Source organism: Paraburkholderia phenazinium, from assembly GCF_900142845.1.
GTDB lineage: Bacteria > Pseudomonadota > Gammaproteobacteria > Burkholderiales > Burkholderiaceae > Paraburkholderia > Paraburkholderia phenazinium_A.
The window spans coordinates 756,250-773,531 of the sequence record NZ_FSRU01000002.1 but is presented as its reverse complement, the minus strand read 5'-3'; the positions used below and the strand labels follow the sequence as shown (position 1 = coordinate 773,531).

Here is a 17,282-nt window from a genome sequence, read left to right as displayed (position 1 = left end):
GCGATGCGGATCCTGCGGCGGTTGCTCCTACCGGCCGCGGGTTGCTCTTTGGCTCATCCTGCGTGGGAAATGAGCTCGGAAGCCGTCGGGAATCGTTCGGCTGTACTGTCCGTTGTGTCGCCCGGATAGCGACGCAGCGGGGCTCGCAACGCGCTGACCGGGCCATGTAGCGGACCGGTCAGCGGGCCGTTGATCGGCTTCGCCACGTGACCGCTCGCTGGTGCGTGCGCTTGTGCATGCATTTGGCCGCTCATCTGGCCGCTCATCTGCGCACTACCCGGCCCATCTACATGCACGCCCGCTGAACTGACGGTCGGCGTATTCGGCATGGTCCGCACACCCGGCAAAGGCCGCGCGTAATTACCCGGCAGCGGCGCGCCCGGCGCAGCGCTCAAGGTGCGGCACTGCCGGTCGATCCATTGATGCGCCCATTCCAGCGCATACTCCTGCGCTTCGTCAGGGTCCGCGAAACGCGGGCCGACAAGACCCGAGCGCTCGACGCGACGACCGTCCTGTTCAATCTCCGCCCATGCGCGATACATGGCGTTCGGCACGCGCTCGGCCGCCACGTAGATCACGTAGCCGCGCCGGTCGACAACCTGCGTGCCGCGCGCCGCGACGCTCATGGGCAGCGGACTGCGCGGATGGTCAGGGCACGGCGTCTCCCCGCCCAGCTCGACCGCCCGGCTGACCTGCGGCTCGGCATGCGACGTCTCGTGGGGCAACGCGCCGGACAACTGCCGGGTCATGTCGGCGAGCGGATCGAGCGAGCGCCAGCCGTTGCTGACGCCGGCAGGCGTCTGCCACGACTCGGGGCTCTTCCAGCTCACCCCGCGCAACGTGTCTTCGCGCACGCTGACGACTTCCGGTTGCGCAGCGGGTTTCGCCGCCACCGGTTGCGACGCCTGCGGCACATACACGAAGCTGCGGCCCGTCTGCGACAACAGCCGGATCATCTCGGCGAGCGTGCCGTTCAACTGCCATTCCTCAAAACGGCGCCGGCAGGTCGGACCCGACGGATAGCGGCCCGGCAGTTTCGACCAGGGCTCACCGGTTGTCAGTATCCACAGGACAGCATTCGCCACGACGCGTGGCTCGGCGCGCGGCCGGCCGCGTCGATTCAGACGGACCGCCGGCTCATCGGAAACGAGCGCCGCGAGCAGCGCCCATTCGTCATTGCTTAGCTCATCGAAAAACATGCGGTTCTCCACACAGCCTGGCCAGGCTGCGGCTTTGGGCCGCTCACGAATTCAGCGTTCACGATTCGTGTAGGACCCGCGGTTGCACAAATATGTATTTACGTTCGGGCTTATTCGCGTCTGCCGCACTGTGATAGTGCGAACCTTCCCCACCGCGAAGCACAAAACGTGGTCTCACTCGTGCATTGGAGAATTTGTGCAGGAAGCATACCACCACCAGGGTTTGCATGAATATGACAATGACAAGTGTTACGGATGGAAACAAACTTCTGCTTTGGCGGTGTTGAATTTCTAATAGCCGCGGCAGAAATTCCGGCAGTGGCAACAGCACAACCGGCTATCGCGCAGACCCTTGTGGTGGAATAGCCGTCGAATGGCGACGTAAAGACGGCTGAAAATTTTTACGCTTTTTTAATTGCCGGCGCGGCCGGGACATGCTCAGCAGATGGCTCTGCCGCGCCGCCCTTCCACGCCGCGATGCGCCCGTTCGCCTGGGCCTGAGCGCATACGAAGGCGAACGAAACCGCCCCTCGTCAACGCACCGGATTCGACGCGTGCTCGCCCACCACCGTCATCCACGGACGCACGCGCCATTGCGTCACAAGCCCTTCACGTACGTATGGATCGGCGTGTGCAAACGCTTCGGCCGCAGCGGGCGAAGCGCCTTCGAACAGCAACACGGCGGTATCGGCCGGCTCGACCAGCGCCCCGCCCAGTTGCAATTCGCCGCGCTCAGCAGCGGCCCATGCCAGCTTCAGATGCGCGTCGCGCCACGCGGCGCGGCGTTCGAGATAGTCCGCGGCCAGATCATAGATCAACAGATAGTGCATGGTTATGCCTCGCTAATTACGGATCAAAAAAATTAAATAGAGTCAATAGAGTCAATATTGCGGCATTACATTATTTACGGAATTTTCTGCCGGATTCTTATTGGCGCCGATCGAATGGTTGAGATATCAATGTCGCTGAGGTATGAGTCTCTACGAGGCCGGATAAGCGTCGTGAATGGCTTCTCGATATCGCTCCATTCAATATGGATTCCATACTATTTGCGCGCGCTACTCTTACCGGATCTTTCACCCGCGGCGCATTCGCGGCGCGTCGCCCCACACTGGCAGGCGGCCGTCTGCCAGGGGAAAACCTGCCCCTGGCGCCTGTCAACCGGCCAACAACGTCATCCGTTTTACCTGACAGTTTTGCCATAATAACGACGGCGATGGGCAAACGGATGCCTGTGACGCCCGGTTGTACAACTACCAACAACAGTTTCACCACCGATGGAGTGTCCCATGAAGATCCAATCCGCTCTCGCTGCCCTCGTCCTCGGCGCCGTTCTGGCCTCGCCCGCTTTGGCCCAGAACAGCCAGCAGTCGAAGATGACCGTCTGTAACCAGCAGGCCGGCGACAAGAAAGGCGACGATCGCAAGGCTTTCATGAAATCGTGCCTGTCGTCGAAACCCGCTGCCGCACCGATGTCCCAGCAGGACAAGATGAAGGCCTGCAACACGCAAGCCGCCGGCAAGAAAGGCGACGATCGCAAGGCCTTCATGTCGACGTGCCTGAGCAACAAGAGCTAAGCGCAAGCCGGACCGGGCGTCGCGGCCACGGTCGCGACGTTCCACACCGTTCGCCGGAGCCCGGCATTTTCTTCTATGATGGCTGCGGAGACGGCCCATCTATAAAACACTATGCCCCATTGGGCCGCCATCTTGTCGTTGATGCCACAGAGCATTGAACGGAGGCAAGAATGGTATGGAGACACAAAAACCGCTGGTTCAGGCGGTGGCTGGTTGTCATCGTCTTTTGGGCGGTGCCGGTCGCGATCGTCGCGGTGCGCGAAATCCAGGAAGAGATGGCCTATAACGCCGTCGACCTCGAACGCTCGCTGACCAGCTGGGATCTCACCGATGCCCAACGCGCCGCAGGCGCCGCCGCCCGCTGCCATGGCGAGCCCGACGAGGCGCGCGCGGCAGGCTGCCCGGCGGCCGTGCTGGCCGCCAACGCGCCCCGCCAGCAGGAGGCCCGCGACGAATACACCGTCCGCCGCACCACCCTCGCCGCCTACCTGTGGCATGCGTTCGTCGGTTACTGGGTCGTGCCGGCCGTCACGCTGTTTCTGATCGGCATGGTGATCGGCGGGATTCGCCGCGCGCTGCGCCGGCCGCCGTCCGTCAAAAGCACGCCCAATCATTGAATGGCAGCACGCTATCGCCCGGGCCTCGGACAGCACCCGTACGACGTTGCGAAGTGACCACGCGGCCTCGGCGCGGCGTCCGTGCAACACATTCGCACAATTCTTTCATATTTATTTCAAACGCTCTGTGCGGGCGTGAAATCGGTAAAAAGGAGCGCGACGGCGTCCGCCTGAAGCGTGCCGCATGGCTGCTGGGGCAAACGCGCCAGTGACGAAAAAACCCCTGCGTTTCAAGCAGATCGAGCGCCTCAACGGCCGCATTGCGATCGGTCAATGTTACCCGACGGATTTTGCGGATTTGCCGCAAACGCCCGCCCCACAAGGCTTCTCGCGATGCGAGGGTTTGCACCCTTTAAGCTTGCGTGTGATATAACTAATCAGGCAACCCGGCAACACACACGAGGTTGCGCCCAGGAACCGTGATGGAGAAAAACGATGCAAAGACGAAACTTCATGCTGAAGACTACCGCTGCGCTAGCTTTCGGAGGCCTTGCACTCGCTGGATGTACCACGTCGTCGGGTACGCCCGATAACGCATCGACCAACATGTCGAAGCGCCAGTCAATCGACTCCAGTGTCGACGGCACCATGTCGCGCCTCTTCCAGACGGTGCCCGGCTCGCGTGAGCTCGTGTCGAAGGCGCGTGGCGTACTGGTATTCCCGTCGGTGCTGCAGGCGGGCTTCATTGTCGGCGGCCAGTATGGCGAGGGTTCGCTGCGGGTCGGCGGCGGCACGGTCGGCTACTACAGCACCGTGTCGGGCTCGTTCGGCCTGCAGGCCGGTGCGCAGTCGAAGGCCATCATCTTCCTGTTCATGACACAGGACGCGCTCGACAAATTCCGCAATACCGACGGCTGGTCCGCGGGCGGCGACGCTTCGGTCGCCCTCGTGAAGATGGGCGCGAACGGCGCCATCGACACCACCACCGCCACCGCGCCGGTCGAAGTGTTCGTGCTGACGAACGCCGGCCTGATGGGCGACATTTCGATCAACGGCACCAAGGTATCGCGCCTGAGTATCTAGGCGCACGGCCGCGGGACGGGACGCAAGGTCCCACCAGACAAAAACGGCGATGCTGCAGGCATCGCCGTTTTTTTGTGCTGCGCGGACGTTGGGCTCAGCGCGGCGCCGAGGTATCGATCACCTTGAAGCGCGAGCGCTTCTGCGCACGAATCACCGACTGATACGCGTCGACATACTGCTGCGCCATCCGGTGCGAGGTAAAGCGCGCCTCGAAGCAAGCCCGTACGCCGGCACGCGGCACCTTGTGCAGACGGTTGACCGCCGCCACGGCGCCGATCTCGTCTTCGACGATGAAGCCCGTCACGCCGTCGTCCAGCACTTCGGGCACCGCGCCGCGATTGAAGGCGATCACCGGCGTGCCGCACGCCATGGCCTCGATCATCACGAGGCCGAACGGCTCCGGCCAGTCGATCGGAAACAGCAGCGCATGCGCGCCCGAGAGAAACGCGGCCTTTTGATCGTCGGCGATCTCGCCGATGTAATCGACATACGGCAGATCCAGCAGCGGCTTGATATCGCGTTCGAAGTACTCGCGGTCGGCCGAGTCGACCTTCGCCGCGATGCGGATGGGCAGCCCGCAGCGGCCGGCAATGCGAATCGCCGTGTCCACGCGCTTTTCCGGCGAGATGCGGCCGAGAAACGCCAAGTACTTCTGCTCCACCGGCTGCGGCGTATAGAGCATCTCGGGCAGCCCGTGATACACGGTGGTCAGCCACTTGGCCTGCGGCAAGGGCTGGCGCTGCGAATTCGAAATCGAGATCACCGGCGCGGTATTGAAGGTGTCGAACACGGGCTGCTGCTCCGGCAAATCGAGCCGGCCGTGCAGGGTCGTGACGAATGGGGTGTCCTGGCGCTTGAACACCGAGAACGAGTAGTAGTCCATGTGGAAATGGAGCACGTCGAACGAGTCCGCCTGGCGGCGCACCAGCTCCATCAGCAGCATATGCGGCGCGATACGGTCGCGGATGCCGGGGTCGAGCCGCAGCGCGCGCGGCCATACGGCTTCGAGCTTCGCGCTGGTGACCGAGTCGCCGCTGGCAAACAGCGTCACATCGTGACCGAGGTCGACCAGCGCCTCGGTGATGTACGACACGACGCGCTCCGTCCCGCCATACAGCTTGGGCGGCACCGATTCCGTCAAGGGGGCGATCTGAGCAATTCTCATCGTGTGTCTCCGTGGCCTGCTTATTATGTCCTGACTGCGAATTATTGCCGATTAAGCCCCAAAAAGCCGCAAGCCTTTCAATTCCTTTGCGCTGTTACAGTCGGGAAACATCCCGGCAGGGACCGCTGTCAGCGCGCCGGCCACTTCCAGGGCGGTAAATCGAGGTCGTCCGCGCCGGCAATCCGCGTGGCGCCCAGCTCCTTTTCGAGCACGATCGAATGACTGCCGTCCTCGCGCTCCAGCGCCGCAATCAGACGCGCCGCGTGCGACACCACCACCACCTGCGAATGCCGGGCGGCGCGCGCGATCAGCCGCGCCAGCGCCGCCAGCAGATCGGGGTGCAGGCTCGTTTCCGGTTCGTTCAGCACCAGCAAGGCGGGCGGACGCGGCGTCAGGAGCGCGGCCACCAGCAGCAGATAGCGCAAGGTGCCGTCGGACAGCTCCGCACCCTTCAGCGGGCGCAGCAGGCCGTGCTGATGCATCGTCACTTCGAAGCGGCCTTCGAGGCTCGCAACCGATACGCTCGAGCCGGGAAACGCGTCGTCGATGGCCGCATCGAGCGCGCCGGCATCGCCGATCTCGCGGATGGTCTGCAGCGCGGCGGCGAGATCGGCGCCGTCGTCGCTCAGCACCGGCGTATGCGTGCCGATTTGCGGCAGCCGCACGGGCGACTCGCTATCGGTGCGGAAATGGTCGTAGAAGCGCCACGAGCGGATCTGTTCGCGCACCGCGATCATTTCCGGCGCGGTACGCGGGTCGGAGAACTCCGTCATCATGCTGTCGAACGTCGCGACCGGCTGCGGGATGGTCTGCCAGTCGCCGCTGTCGTCGCGCGTCCGGATCGACGCGCCCTGGCGGTCCACCAGCAGTGCCGACGGCCGCAGCAGCGGGCCGCTCCAGATGCATTCGCGCTTGATGACCGGGTCGAGCGCGAACGCCGTCGTCGATGCCTTGATGGTCGGCAGACCGAGGTCGATTGCATAGCTGAACTGATCGCCGGCGAAGCCGAGCCGCAGATTGACCGGCTCGCTGCGGCGCGTGCCCTGCACCGGCAGATCGCCCGTCAGCATGCCGCGCGAGAAACGCTCGGGACCGGCCCAGAGCGTCGACGGCAGACCGCCTTCGCGCGCCAGCGAGCCGATCACGCCGCCGCGCGCGGTCTGCGCCAGCAGCCGCAAGGCGCGATACACGCTGGATTTGCCGCTGCCGTTCGGCCCGGTGACGATATTCAGCGCCCCGAGCGGCACGATCACTTCGCGCAACGAACGATAGTTGGCAATGGCGAGTGCGTTCAACACATTCGAACCCGCCTGCATCAGGACGACCGCCCGGCGTGATCCGCGCCATGCAGCGGCACGCTGCGCAAGTCGCGCAGGAACGAGTCGCGCCACACGCCGAGATCGTTCTCGCGCAGCGCGGCCATGTTGATCTCGTGACGGCGCTGGCGCGCCTCGAGCGGCATCGACAGCGCGCGCTGCAAGGCCTCGCACATGCCCACCGCATCATGCGGATTCACCAGCAGCGCGCCGCTCAGTTCGGCCGCCGCGCCCGCGAAAATGGACAGCACGAGCACGCCCGGATCGTCGGGGTTCTGCGCGGCCACATACTCCTTGGCGACGAGGTTCATGCCGTCGTGCAGCGGCGTGACAAAGCCGATCTGCGACTCGCGAAACAGCGACATCAGTTTCCAGCGGTCGTAACGCTGATTCAGATAACGGATCGGCGTGTAGTCGAGGCCCGAATAACGGCCGTTGATGCGGCCGGCTTCGTATTCGAGGTCCTGGCGGATCTGCTGGTAGGTGGCGACGTCCGAACGGGTGGGCGGCGCAATCTGCACCAGCGTGACATTGCCGCGCCACTCGGGCGAGCGCTCCAGCAGTTGCTCGAAGGCGCGAAAGCGTTCGACGAGCCCCTTCGAATAATCGAGCCGGTCGACGCTCATGATCAGCTTGCGGCCTTCGAGGCTCTGCTTGAGGTCCAGCACGTGCTGGCGGCTCTCATACCGCTGCGCCTGCTCGGCGATCTCGTCGGGGAACACGCCGATCCGGTACACACCGGTGCGCAGCTTGCGCCCGAAGGCTTCCGCGTGGCCGTCCTTGTTCACGCTGCCGCGCGCATGACGCACCAGGTAATCGTGGAACGCGAGTTCGTCGGTAGCGGTCTGGAAGCCGAGCAGGTCGTAGCAGCACAGCGACTTCACCAGCTCTTCATGCGGCGGAATATTGAGCAGGATCTGCGGCGCTGGAAACGGGATATGCAGGAAAAAGCCGATGCGGTTGGTGATGCCTTCGGAGCGCAGCGCCTCGGCGAACGGGATCAGGTGATAGTCGTGCACCCAGATGATGTCGTCGGGCTCGAGCAGCTTGATCAGGCGGTGCGCGAGCCAGGCATTGACGCGCCGGTAGCCCGCGTATTCCTCGCGCTCGTAACGGGCGAGGTCATTGCGATAGTGAAAGACCGGCCACAGCGTCGCGTTCGAAAAGCCGCGATAGTACTGATCGTAGTCCTTGCGCGTGAGCCCGACGGTGGCGAACGTCACCGCGCCGTCCTGCTCAAGCGTGGGGCCGGCGTTGGCGACGGTCTCGCTGACCACGTCGCCGCTCCAGCCGAACCACACGCCGCCCGCGTCCTTCAAGGCGCCGAATACGCCCACGGCGAGGCCGCCGGCCGAGCCTTTGGTTTCCGTCGGCGTTGCGACGCGATTCGACACGACGATCAGTCGGCCCATGTCTGGTGTCCTCCTCGGTTCGGCGGGCGGGCGCGCAGGCGCCGCCCAGGTTCGCTAGTCAGGTCGGAATGACACTTCGACCCGTCTCGAGGAGGATCAGTTGCAAGCCCGGCGCTCAGGCCAGGTATTCGCGGCCGGGACCCGCTTCGACCCAGCGGGTCTTACTCGCCGCTCTTGCAGGGAAAGGCCTTGCCGAGCCCCAATGAAATAGCCGTGCTGGCGTTGTAGCCGGCCACGTTCGGATTCTCCGCAATGTACTTGCGCACCGCATCGGTCAACTGTTGCGAGCGGGCGTCCTGCGGCAGGCAGAAGTACTGGCCGACTCGCGGGCCGGTGGTGCCGCCGATCGCGTCGATCGTGTTGAACACGCCGTCGGCCGCGCCTTCGATATACGCGGCACAGGCGCTTCGTGAGGCCACATCCGTTTTCTCGCACAGCTTGTTGAGGTCGCCTCCCGTAAACGCGGCTGCCGTTAGCGGTACGGCAAGCGCGCTGGCGCAAATCAAAGCCCGCAGCATGGTGATCCTTCCAGGGTAATGATCGAGCGGTCTGATGCCGCATAGAAACGGCGCGCCCCAAAGCGCGCCGTAACCGTTATTCTGCACTGTTTTTACGGCATGCGAAGCATGCCGGCTGCCTTACTTCGGCTGCGTCTGCTGCATGCGCGCCGTCAGGCCTTCGACGACGTCCGGTTCCTTGTACTGCTTGGCGAAGTCCAGCGCGTTCATGCCGATCTGGTTTTTCACGTTCAGATCCGCGCCGTTGTCGAGCAGCAGCTTCACGGTCGAGATATGGCCGCCGCGCGCCGCCATCATCAGCGGCGTGGTGCCGTTCGGCGAACCGGCGTCGACATAGGCCGAGTGGTCGAGCAGCAGCTTGACGATGTCGTCATGGCCGTTGGCGGCCGCGTAGTGCAGCGGCGCCCAGCCCTTCTTGTTGACCTCGGCGTCCTTCGAGATCAGCAGTTGCACCATCTCCATGTCGCCGTTCAGCGCGGCCAGCATCATGGCGTTTTCGCCGGCCTTGTCCGTGATCTCGATGTTGGCCTTCGGATTGGCGACCAGCGCGGCGGCGACCTTGTCCGACTTTTCGCGGGCGGCGAGCACCAGCAGCGGCATGCCCTGGTCGTCGGTCATGTTCGGGTCCATGCCGTGCGAAAGCTGCTTGTTGACTTCGTTGACGTCGTCGAACTTGACGGCCTTGATCATGGTGTCAGCCGGCGCAGCCTGCACCGGCAGCGCGGCGAATGCCGCGCAGGCGAAACCGCCGGCCAGCGCGAGCCGGGCCACCCGGACGGCGCCGCGCCGCAATGGCGACAGGCCCCGCGTGCGGTTGGCGGCGGACGACGTGGCGATCTGGGCGTGGGTCTGAGTCGAGTAGTTGTTCATAGATGGCTTTAAGAAACGTCTCTATCCTGTTGATAATATTCAATTTCAGGGTTCAGGCGCCGGCCGGCGCAGGAATCCTGAAGAGCCGGAAGAAATTGTCCGTCGTGGCGGCGGCCAGCGCCGCATCCGGCATCTCGCGTTGTTGTGCGATGAAGCGTCCGACATAACTTACGTACGCAGGTTCATTCGGCTTGCCGCGATAAGGCACGGGGGCGAGGTACGGCGAGTCGGTTTCGATCAGCAGCCGCTCGAGCGGCACGCGCCGCGCCACGTCCTGCACGTCGGTCGCGCTCTTGAACGTGACGATGCCAGAGAGCGAGATATAGAAGTTCTGCGCCAGCGCCTGTTCCGCGATTGCCCACGGCTCGGTAAAGCAGTGCATCACGCCGCCCGGCTCGCCCGCGCGCTCCTCGGCCATGATCCGCAGCGTGTCTTGCGCCGACGAGCGGGTATGGACGATCAGCGGCTTGCCCGTGGCATGCGCGGCACGGATATGAGTGCGAAAGCGCTCGCGCTGCCATTCCATGTCGGCGATCGTGCGGCCTTCGAGGCGGTAGTAGTCGAGCCCCGTCTCGCCGATGGCGACCACTTTCGGGTGTTCGGCCAGTTCGACCAGTTCGGCGACGCTCGGCTCCTGGGCATCCTCGTGATCCGGATGCACGCCGACCGAGGCGTAGACGTTCTCATACGCCTCGGCGACCGCCAGCACGGACGGCAGGCTCTCGAGGTCGACGGACACGCACAGCGCATGCGTGACCGAGTGGCTGCGCATGTTCTCGATGACCTGCGGCAGGCGGTCGGCGAGTCCTTCGAAGTTGATGTGGCAGTGCGAGTCGACAAACATGGTGGTGTCCTGCGATGAATCCGGTGGTGGTACCAAGGCCTATGAAGCGGGATCGGGAACCGCCCGCTTCGGGCGAACAGGTCAGGCGGACGGCTCGAGCCGGCGCCCGAGAATCAGCAGGTCGCGCTCGACGCCGTCCAGCACCGCGACGCGCGGCAGCGTGCCCCAGTCGCCGAAGCCGAAGCTGCGGAACAGCCGCAGGCTCGCTTCATTGTGGCCGAAAATGAAGCCCAGCACGGTGTCGATGCCAAGCCCCGGCGCGGCTTCCAGCGACGCCGCCAGCAACTGTTTGCCGAGCCCTTTGCCGCGTGCCGCTTCGTCCAGATAGATGCTGACCTCGGCGGTATGCGAGTACGCGGGGCGGCCGTAGAAGTCCGAAAAGCTCAGCCAGGCGATCACCCGGCCTTCCCCTTCGACCACCCACAGCGGCCGCTTGGCCGGCCCGTGGGCGTGAAACCAGGCGAGCCGGCTTTCGACGCTCACCGGCTCCAGATCCGCCGTGACCTGGCGCGACGGCACGGTCGAATTGTAGATGGCGACGATGGCGGGCAGATCGTCGAGCGTGGCATCGCGGTAGGAAAGGCTCATGGTGATGGCGAACTTGTCAGGGGTCAGTCGGGTTGAAGCGGGTTCCAGCGGGTATCGATCAGGTCGGGGGTCGATCGGGTATCCATCGCGCAGCGGACCGGCGGCAAAGTGGCCCGCGCTTCGTTCGGGCCAGCCCGCGACCGGGCGAACAGCGCGCGGCGCCCTCACTCAGCAGGCTTAAGCAAACAGGTCGCGGTAGCCGATAAACAGCTCCTCGAAGACCAGCCGGGCGTTCAGTGGATGGTTTTCCACCGCGCGCTGGCGCGTCACCGTCTTGGTGAAACGGGCGAACGCGGTGGCGTCGGCCTGCGCGGCGCAGCGCGTGAGCGCCGTTGCGGCCTGCGGAAAATAGCGCGGCGCGCCGGCGGTGCGTTGCGCGAGCAGGTCGTACAGCCAGCGCTGCAGCCAGCCGAGCACGAGCGGCACCGGCAGCTTCTGCAGCGCCTCGGCGCAGGCGAAGGCATCGCACTGCGGGCCGGCGGCGAGTTGCTTGAGGGTCCAGTCGCGCAGCGTGCGGTTTTCGTCGCTGGCGAGCGCCAGCGCGGTGAGCGGCGCGCCGCCCGCTTCGGCCAGCAGCGCCGGCGCATCGGCCACGCCCTGGGCGGCCAGCCACGGCGTGGCCACCTCCGCTGCGGGCGCCGTCATCGGCCACTGGCGGCAACGGCTGATGATGGTGGGCAACAGCCGGTCGATGCGCGCCGAGACCATCAGGAATACCACGCCCGCGGGCGGCTCCTCCAGCGTCTTCAGGAGCGCGTTGGCGGCCGCGACGTTGAGCGCCTCGGCCGGCGCCAGCACGACCACCCGGGCGCCGCCGCGATGCGAACCCACGCCGGTGAAATCCAGCAGCGAGCGCACCTGTTCGATCTTGATTTCCTTGCTCGGCGCGCGAGTCTTTTTGCTGTCGTCGGCGTCGGCCTTGTCGGCTTTTTCGTCCGCAGCGGCGTTGGTGAGGCCCGCTTCGGCAGCCAGCGCCTCCGGCACCACGATCCGGTAGTCCGGATGGTTGCCCTGCACGAACCAGTGACAGGCGGCGCAGGCGCCGCACGGCTCGCCGTTGGGAAGCTGCGCCTCGCACAGCAGGCCTTGCGCCAGATGCTGCGCGAAGCGCAGCTTGCCGATCCCCGCCTGCCCATGGAGCAACAACGCATGCGGCCAGTGCCCGCGCAGTTGTTGCAGGCGGTTCCAGTCATCGGCTTGCCACGGATAAATCATCGTTTCTCTTTGAATTCAATCGGTTGACAGCGCTTGTTCGAGTCCGGCGCTAGCTGGCAACTCGTTATAATTGGCGTTTATATTTATTTAAAATCAAAGCGTTGAGATCAACTCTTCGAGTCTTTTCTGAATGTGCGGAATGCTCTGCGAAGAGTCAATGATAGCGAACCGGTACGGCGCTTCTTCCGCGCGGCGCAAATACTCGGCACGGGTGCGGGTAAAAAACGCATCCGATTCGCTCTCGAAGCGGTCCGGCTCGCGCGCCGAACTGCGCCGCTCGCTGGCGGTATCCGGCGCCACGTCGAACAGCAGCGTCAGGTCCGGCTGGAAGCCGCCCTGCACCCAGCGCTCGAGCGCTTCGAGCTTGTCGCGCGGCAGGCCGCGGCCGCCGCCCTGATAGGCGAAAGTCGCGTCGCTGAAGCGGTCCGACAGCACCCAGTCGCCGCGCGCCAGCGCCGGCTCGATCACCTGGGCCAGGTGCTCGCGGCGCGCCGCGAACATCAGCAGGGCCTCGGTTTCGAGGTCCATCTTCTGGTGCAGCAGGATCTCGCGCAGCGACTCGCCGAGCGCGGTGCCGCCCGGCTCGCGCGTCATGACGACCGACCGGCCGCCCGCCGCGATGTGCTGTTCGAGGCGCTCGCGAAACCACGCGAGATGGGTGGTCTTGCCCGCACCGTCAATGCCTTCGAACGTGATGAATTTGCCCCGCGCCATCATTGCCCTCGAATATATTTGTCGACGGCCTTGTTGTGATCGCCGAGTGTGTCAGAAAAAATGCTGCTGCCGTCGCCGCGCGACACGAAGTACAGCGCGGTGGTTTGCGCCGGGTTCAGCGCCGCCTGCAGCGACGCGACCCCCGGCAGCGAGATGGGAGTGGGCGGCAGGCCCATCCGCGTATAGGTATTGTAAGGAGTGTCGGTCAGCAGATCGCGCTTGTGCAGATGGCCCGTATAGCTGTCGCCCATGCCGTAGATCACCGTCGGATCGGTCTGCAGCGGCATGCCCACGCGCAGCCGGTTGGCGAACACCGCCGCGACCATCGGCCGGTCCGAGGCCTTGCCGGTTTCCTTTTCGATGATCGACGCCATGGTCAGTGCATCATAAGGCGTTTTGTACGGCAGCCCTGGCGCTCGTGCCATCCACGCTTCGTCGAGGCGCTCGCGCATCAGGTGATAGGCGCGGCGGTAGACGTCGAGGTCGCTGGTGTTCTTGTCGAACAGATACGTGTCGGGGAAAAACAACCCTTCGCCGTTGCCGAGCGTCGCTTCCGGTGCGCCGATCGCGGAGAGCAACTGGGCGTCGGTCATGCCGGCCGTGTCGTGCGTGAGCGCCGGATTGGTGTCCAGCTCGGCGCGCATGCGCTTGAAAGTCCAGCCCTCGATGATCGTCGCGACGTATTCGTTGACGTCGCCGCGGGCGATCTTCTGCAGGACTTCATACGGCGTCACGCCGCTCTTGAACTCGTAGTTGCCCGATTTGAGCTCGCTTTGCAGCCCGAGCAGGCGCGTCATGACGACGAACAGCTCCGGTTCGACCGGCACGCCGCCGCGGTTTAGCTGCAGCGTGACGCTGCGCAGGCTGCTGTGCGGTTTGACGGTGACGTCGAGTTGCGGGGGTGTCAGGCTGATGGGGGTGTTGGCCCAATGGTATCCGCCGGCAATGGCGGCTGCGGCCAGCGCAACGACGATCGTGCCGGCAACGAGACATTTCTTCAGAAGGGACATGCGAAACATGGCTGGGGTGGACCCCATATAATACTTGCTTGCCCTAGCTAAAGTCACAATTGACTGCTCTCTGAATCCATGAACGCACCGCTCGCTTCTGCTCCCGGCACCGCTTCCGCCGCCTCGCCGGTCACGCTCGCCCCGCTGCCGCGCCCCGCGCGCGAGGAATTCGAGGCGGTGACGGCACACGGCGCCTATATGCCGCTCACGCAATTCGGCGTCATCGATGCGACCGGCGACGATGCGGCGAGCTTCCTGCACGGCCAGTTGACCAACGACACCCAGCATCTGGAAGCGGCCAACGTCCGTCTGGCCGGCTACTGCTCGGCCAAGGGCCGTCTGCTGGCATCGTTTCTGAGCTGGCGCAGCGGCGAGACGATCCGTCTGCTGGTGTCGAAAGACGTCCAGGCCGCAGTGCAAAAACGGCTGTCGATGTTCGTGCTGCGCGCCAAGGCGAAGCTCACGGACGCCAGCGGCGAACTCGCCGTGGTGGGTCTCGCGGGCGACGTGCGCAAGGCGCTCTCGGGCGTGTTCGACGCCGTGCCGGACGGCGTGCACGTCAAGGTGGACGGCCCGGCGGGTGCGCTGATCCGCGTGCCGGACGCGCTCGGGCGCCTGCGTTATCTGTGGGTCGGACCGAAGGCCGAGGTCGAAGCGCGCCTGCCGGTGCTAGAGGGCAAGCTCACGCACGCCTCGGCGGCCGTGTGGGACTGGCTCGATATCCGCGCCGGCGAGCCGCGCATCACCCAGCCGGTGGTCGAGCAGTTCGTGCCGCAGATGGTCAACTTCGACGTACTCGGCGGCGTGAATTTCCGCAAGGGCTGCTATCCGGGCCAGGAAGTGGTCGCGCGCAGCCAGTATCGCGGCACGATCAAGCGGCGCACGGCGCTCGCGAACGTCGCCGGCGAGCTGGAGTCGGTTTTGGCGGGTGCGGAAGTGTTCCATTCGGACGATCCGGGGCAGCCGTGCGGCATGGTCGTCAATGCCGCCTCGGCGCCGGACGGCGGCGTGGACGTGCTGGTGGAGGTCAAGCTGGCGGCGCTGGAAACCGGTACGGTGCATCTGGGCTCGGCCGAGGGGCCGGCGCTGACGTTCCTGCCGCTGCCGTACGCGCTGCCCGCCGAGGTTTGAGGCGGCCTCGCGCGAGTGCCGCGCACCCTCACCCCACTGCGGGAGACGCCCCCCGATGTGCCTGATCGTCTTCGACTGGCGGCCCGCTGCGGTCGACGGACCGCTCTTTACGCTTGCCGCCAACCGCGACGAGTTCTTTCGCCGTACCGCCGAGCCAATGCACTGGTGGTCCGAGGCGCCGGGTTTGCTGGCCGGACGCGATCTGCTGGGCGGCGGCACATGGCTCGGCATGACGCGCGACGGCCGCTTCGCGGCGCTGACCAACTACCGGGCGCCGCACGAAATGCGTCCCGATGCGCCCACGCGCGGCACGCTGGTGAGCAACTGGCTGCTGGGCGAATCGTCCGCCGGGCTCGCGCCGCTCGATTACCTGCAGCAAGTCGCGCAGGACGGCGAAATCTATGACGGCTTTAACCTGCTGGTCGGCGACTGGTCGCGGCGTGAACTCGGCTGGTATTGCAACCGGTCGGCGACGGGTCCTGCCTTGCTCGCAGCCGGCACGCATGGCATCTCCAATGCCGTACTCGACACACCCTGGCCCAAGCTCGTGCGCAAGCGCGCGGAGCTAGGCGGGCTGCTGGCCGCGGATCCGCTGGTGCCGCTCGAACGGCTCATCGATCTGATGCGCGATCCGCAGCTCGCCCGCGACGACGAGTTGCCGTCGACCGGGATTCCGCTCGAACGCGAGCGGGTGTTGTCGGCGGCGTTCATCGAGTCGCCGGAATACGGCACGCGCGGTACGACGGCGTTGAGAGTGGTGGCGAACTGCACGCATGGCGAGCATCTCAGCGCCGCCGTCGCCGAACGCAGCGACGACAACGGCTCGCATCGTGTGGTCCGGCCGGGGGACTTCGAGCGCAGTTTCGCGTTCAACATCGAGCGCTGAGATGGGCTTGCGCCTTCGATTCAGGCTTCGGGCTTCGGGCTTCGGGCTTCGGGCTTCGAGCTTCGGGCTTCGGGCTTCGGGCTTCGGGCTTCGGGCTTCGGGCTTCGGGCTTGCGCCTTCGATCCGGGCTTCGGGCTTCGACGTTCAGTCCGACTCCGGATCGACCCCGAACGCCAGACGCAGCGCCCCCGCCGCATCCGCATGAGCCTGCGCCACCTCCGGCACGAAGCCGCCCATCTTGAAGAACTCGTGGATCATGCCGGCGTACCGCTTGAGCGTGACTTCGTTACCCGCCGCGCGCAGCTTCTCTGCGTACGCAGCGCCCTCGTCGCTCAGCGGATCGTATTCCGCCGTCGCAATCCAGGCGGGCGCGAGGCCGCCGAACACCGGTGCGCCGCGCGTGCCGTCGAGCGGCGCAAAACGCCAGTCGTCGCGATCGCCCGCGTCGCGAACGTACTGCTCGAAAAACCATTGGATGGTGTCGCTCGAAAGCAGATAGCCCTCAGCGAGCCGAGCATGAGAGTCGGTCTGCTGATGCCCGGACGTGCCCGGATAGATCAGCAGTTGCAAAGCCAGTTGCGGCAGACCGGCATCGCGTGCCAGTACCGCGCAGACCGTGGCGAGCGTACCGCCCGCGCTGTCGCCGCCGACGGCGATTCGCCCCGAGTCGACGCCATACAGCGCGGCATTGGCGTGCAGCCAGTGCAACGCATCGAACGCATCGTTCACGGCAGTGGGAAATTTATGTTCCGGCGCAAGCCGATAATCGACCGACAGCACCATGCAGCGCGCGTCGCGCGCGAACATCCGGCACAGGGCGTCATGCGTGTCGACGCTGCCGACCGTAAAGCCGCCGCCATGGTAGTACACGAGCGCCGGCGCGGGCTCAGCCCAGCTCGGCTCCGCTGGCTGATAGAGCCGTGCGCGGATCGTCGCCGCGTCGCGCGTCGGCACCGCGAGATCCTCGACGGAGAACATCGGCGCACCGGCAATCTCCAGAATCGGCGCGCTCTTCTCGTAAGAAGCACGCGCCTCCTGCGCGGTGAGCGTGTGGTACGGCGGGCGCTTCGCGCGCGCGATCATGTCGAGTATCAACTCGATCTGCGGATTCAGCGGCATCGTGCGTCGGGCGGCGCGGGCGCGCCATGGGTGGAGTGAGCGCCGTATGATGCCATGAAGCCGCAGCGCCCCCTTACC

18 protein-coding genes are annotated in these 17,282 nt (G+C 65.3%); 5 read left to right on the top strand and 13 right to left on the bottom strand.

Annotated elements, in window-relative coordinates; translation table 11 throughout:
- Window positions 1-53 precede the first annotated feature (53 nt).
- Together BUS12_RS20660 and BUS12_RS20655 are read right to left on the bottom strand one after the other, a co-directional pair.
- Window positions 54-1,199 (bottom strand): DUF6566 family protein, encoded by a 1,146-nt coding sequence (locus BUS12_RS20660; RefSeq protein ID WP_074298826.1) that lies wholly within the window; start codon window positions 1,197-1,199, stop codon window positions 54-56.
- A 533-nt stretch (window positions 1,200-1,732) separates the two neighbouring features.
- Window positions 1,733-2,029: a YciI-like protein gene (locus BUS12_RS20655; protein ID WP_074298824.1), complete on the bottom strand. Its 297-nt coding sequence runs from the start codon at window positions 2,027-2,029 to the stop codon at window positions 1,733-1,735.
- 459 nt (window positions 2,030-2,488) lie between these two features.
- Here BUS12_RS20655 and BUS12_RS20650 point away from each other — a divergent pair, with 459 nt between their 5' ends.
- The 3 genes from BUS12_RS20650 (at window position 2,489) to BUS12_RS20640 (ending at window position 4,416) form a co-directional block, all read left to right on the top strand.
- Window positions 2,489-2,776 carry a PsiF family protein gene (locus BUS12_RS20650; protein WP_074298822.1) on the top strand — a complete coding sequence of 96 codons (288 nt, stop codon included), beginning with the start codon at window positions 2,489-2,491 and terminating at the stop codon, window positions 2,774-2,776.
- A gap of 170 nt (window positions 2,777-2,946) precedes the next feature.
- Window positions 2,947-3,393 (top strand): hypothetical protein, encoded by a 447-nt coding sequence (locus tag BUS12_RS20645; protein WP_074298820.1) that lies wholly within the window; start codon window positions 2,947-2,949, stop codon window positions 3,391-3,393.
- Between the two features lie 435 nt (window positions 3,394-3,828).
- Window positions 3,829-4,416: a BPSL1445 family SYLF domain-containing lipoprotein gene (locus tag BUS12_RS20640; RefSeq protein ID WP_074298818.1), complete on the top strand. Its 588-nt coding sequence runs from the start codon at window positions 3,829-3,831 to the stop codon at window positions 4,414-4,416.
- Window positions 4,417-4,510: 94 nt separating this feature from the next.
- Here BUS12_RS20640 and BUS12_RS20635 read toward each other — a convergent pair whose 3' ends face one another.
- From BUS12_RS20635 to mltG, 10 genes are all read right to left on the bottom strand, one after another.
- Window positions 4,511-5,581, bottom strand: coding sequence for a glycosyltransferase family 4 protein (locus tag BUS12_RS20635; protein WP_074298816.1), 1,071 nt, complete (start codon window positions 5,579-5,581; stop codon window positions 4,511-4,513).
- 128 nt (window positions 5,582-5,709) lie between these two features.
- Entirely contained in the window at window positions 5,710-6,879 is a 1,170-nt protein-coding gene (locus tag BUS12_RS20630) for an AAA family ATPase (protein WP_074301604.1), read from the bottom strand.
- A gap of 17 nt (window positions 6,880-6,896) precedes the next feature.
- Window positions 6,897-8,309 (bottom strand): alpha,alpha-trehalose-phosphate synthase (UDP-forming), encoded by a 1,413-nt coding sequence (gene otsA / locus BUS12_RS20625; RefSeq protein WP_074298814.1) that lies wholly within the window; start codon window positions 8,307-8,309, stop codon window positions 6,897-6,899.
- A gap of 161 nt (window positions 8,310-8,470) precedes the next feature.
- Window positions 8,471-8,827: a Rap1a/Tai family immunity protein gene (locus BUS12_RS20620; protein WP_074298812.1), complete on the bottom strand. Its 357-nt coding sequence runs from the start codon at window positions 8,825-8,827 to the stop codon at window positions 8,471-8,473.
- A gap of 120 nt (window positions 8,828-8,947) precedes the next feature.
- Entirely contained in the window at window positions 8,948-9,697 is a 750-nt protein-coding gene (locus BUS12_RS20615) for an ankyrin repeat domain-containing protein (protein ID WP_074298810.1), read from the bottom strand.
- A gap of 52 nt (window positions 9,698-9,749) precedes the next feature.
- The gene (locus BUS12_RS20610) at window positions 9,750-10,541 is read right to left on the bottom strand and encodes a TatD family hydrolase (RefSeq protein WP_074298808.1); all 792 of its coding nucleotides are present in this window, start codon (window positions 10,539-10,541) and stop codon (window positions 9,750-9,752) included.
- 81 nt (window positions 10,542-10,622) lie between these two features.
- Entirely contained in the window at window positions 10,623-11,129 is a 507-nt protein-coding gene (locus BUS12_RS20605) for a GNAT family N-acetyltransferase (RefSeq protein ID WP_074298805.1), read from the bottom strand.
- Window positions 11,130-11,306: 177 nt separating this feature from the next.
- Complete coding sequence (locus BUS12_RS20600; RefSeq protein WP_074298803.1) at window positions 11,307-12,344, bottom strand: DNA polymerase III subunit delta'; 1,038 nt, start codon at window positions 12,342-12,344, stop codon at window positions 11,307-11,309.
- Between the two features lie 93 nt (window positions 12,345-12,437).
- On the bottom strand, window positions 12,438-13,058 hold the full coding sequence (tmk, locus tag BUS12_RS20595; RefSeq protein WP_074298801.1) for a dTMP kinase: 621 nt from the start codon (window positions 13,056-13,058) through the stop codon (window positions 12,438-12,440).
- A complete protein-coding gene (gene mltG / locus BUS12_RS20590; protein ID WP_074301603.1) occupies window positions 13,058-14,068 on the bottom strand; it encodes an endolytic transglycosylase MltG in 1,011 nt (336 codons plus the stop codon). Before mltG ends, tmk begins: the two co-directional genes overlap by 1 nt.
- Window positions 14,069-14,146: 78 nt before the next feature.
- Between mltG and ygfZ the strand changes: the two genes are divergently transcribed.
- Both ygfZ and BUS12_RS20580 read left to right on the top strand, forming a co-directional pair.
- The gene (ygfZ, locus tag BUS12_RS20585; RefSeq protein WP_074298800.1) at window positions 14,147-15,199 is read left to right on the top strand and encodes a CAF17-like 4Fe-4S cluster assembly/insertion protein YgfZ; all 1,053 of its coding nucleotides are present in this window, start codon (window positions 14,147-14,149) and stop codon (window positions 15,197-15,199) included.
- A gap of 55 nt (window positions 15,200-15,254) precedes the next feature.
- Window positions 15,255-16,085 (top strand): NRDE family protein, encoded by an 831-nt coding sequence (locus BUS12_RS20580; protein ID WP_074298798.1) that lies wholly within the window; start codon window positions 15,255-15,257, stop codon window positions 16,083-16,085.
- Window positions 16,086-16,229: 144 nt separating this feature from the next.
- On the opposite strand, the gene BUS12_RS20575 is transcribed toward BUS12_RS20580, so the two are convergent.
- A complete protein-coding gene (locus tag BUS12_RS20575; RefSeq protein ID WP_074298796.1) occupies window positions 16,230-17,204 on the bottom strand; it encodes an alpha/beta hydrolase in 975 nt (324 codons plus the stop codon).
- Between the last annotated feature and the right edge of the window lie 78 nt (window positions 17,205-17,282).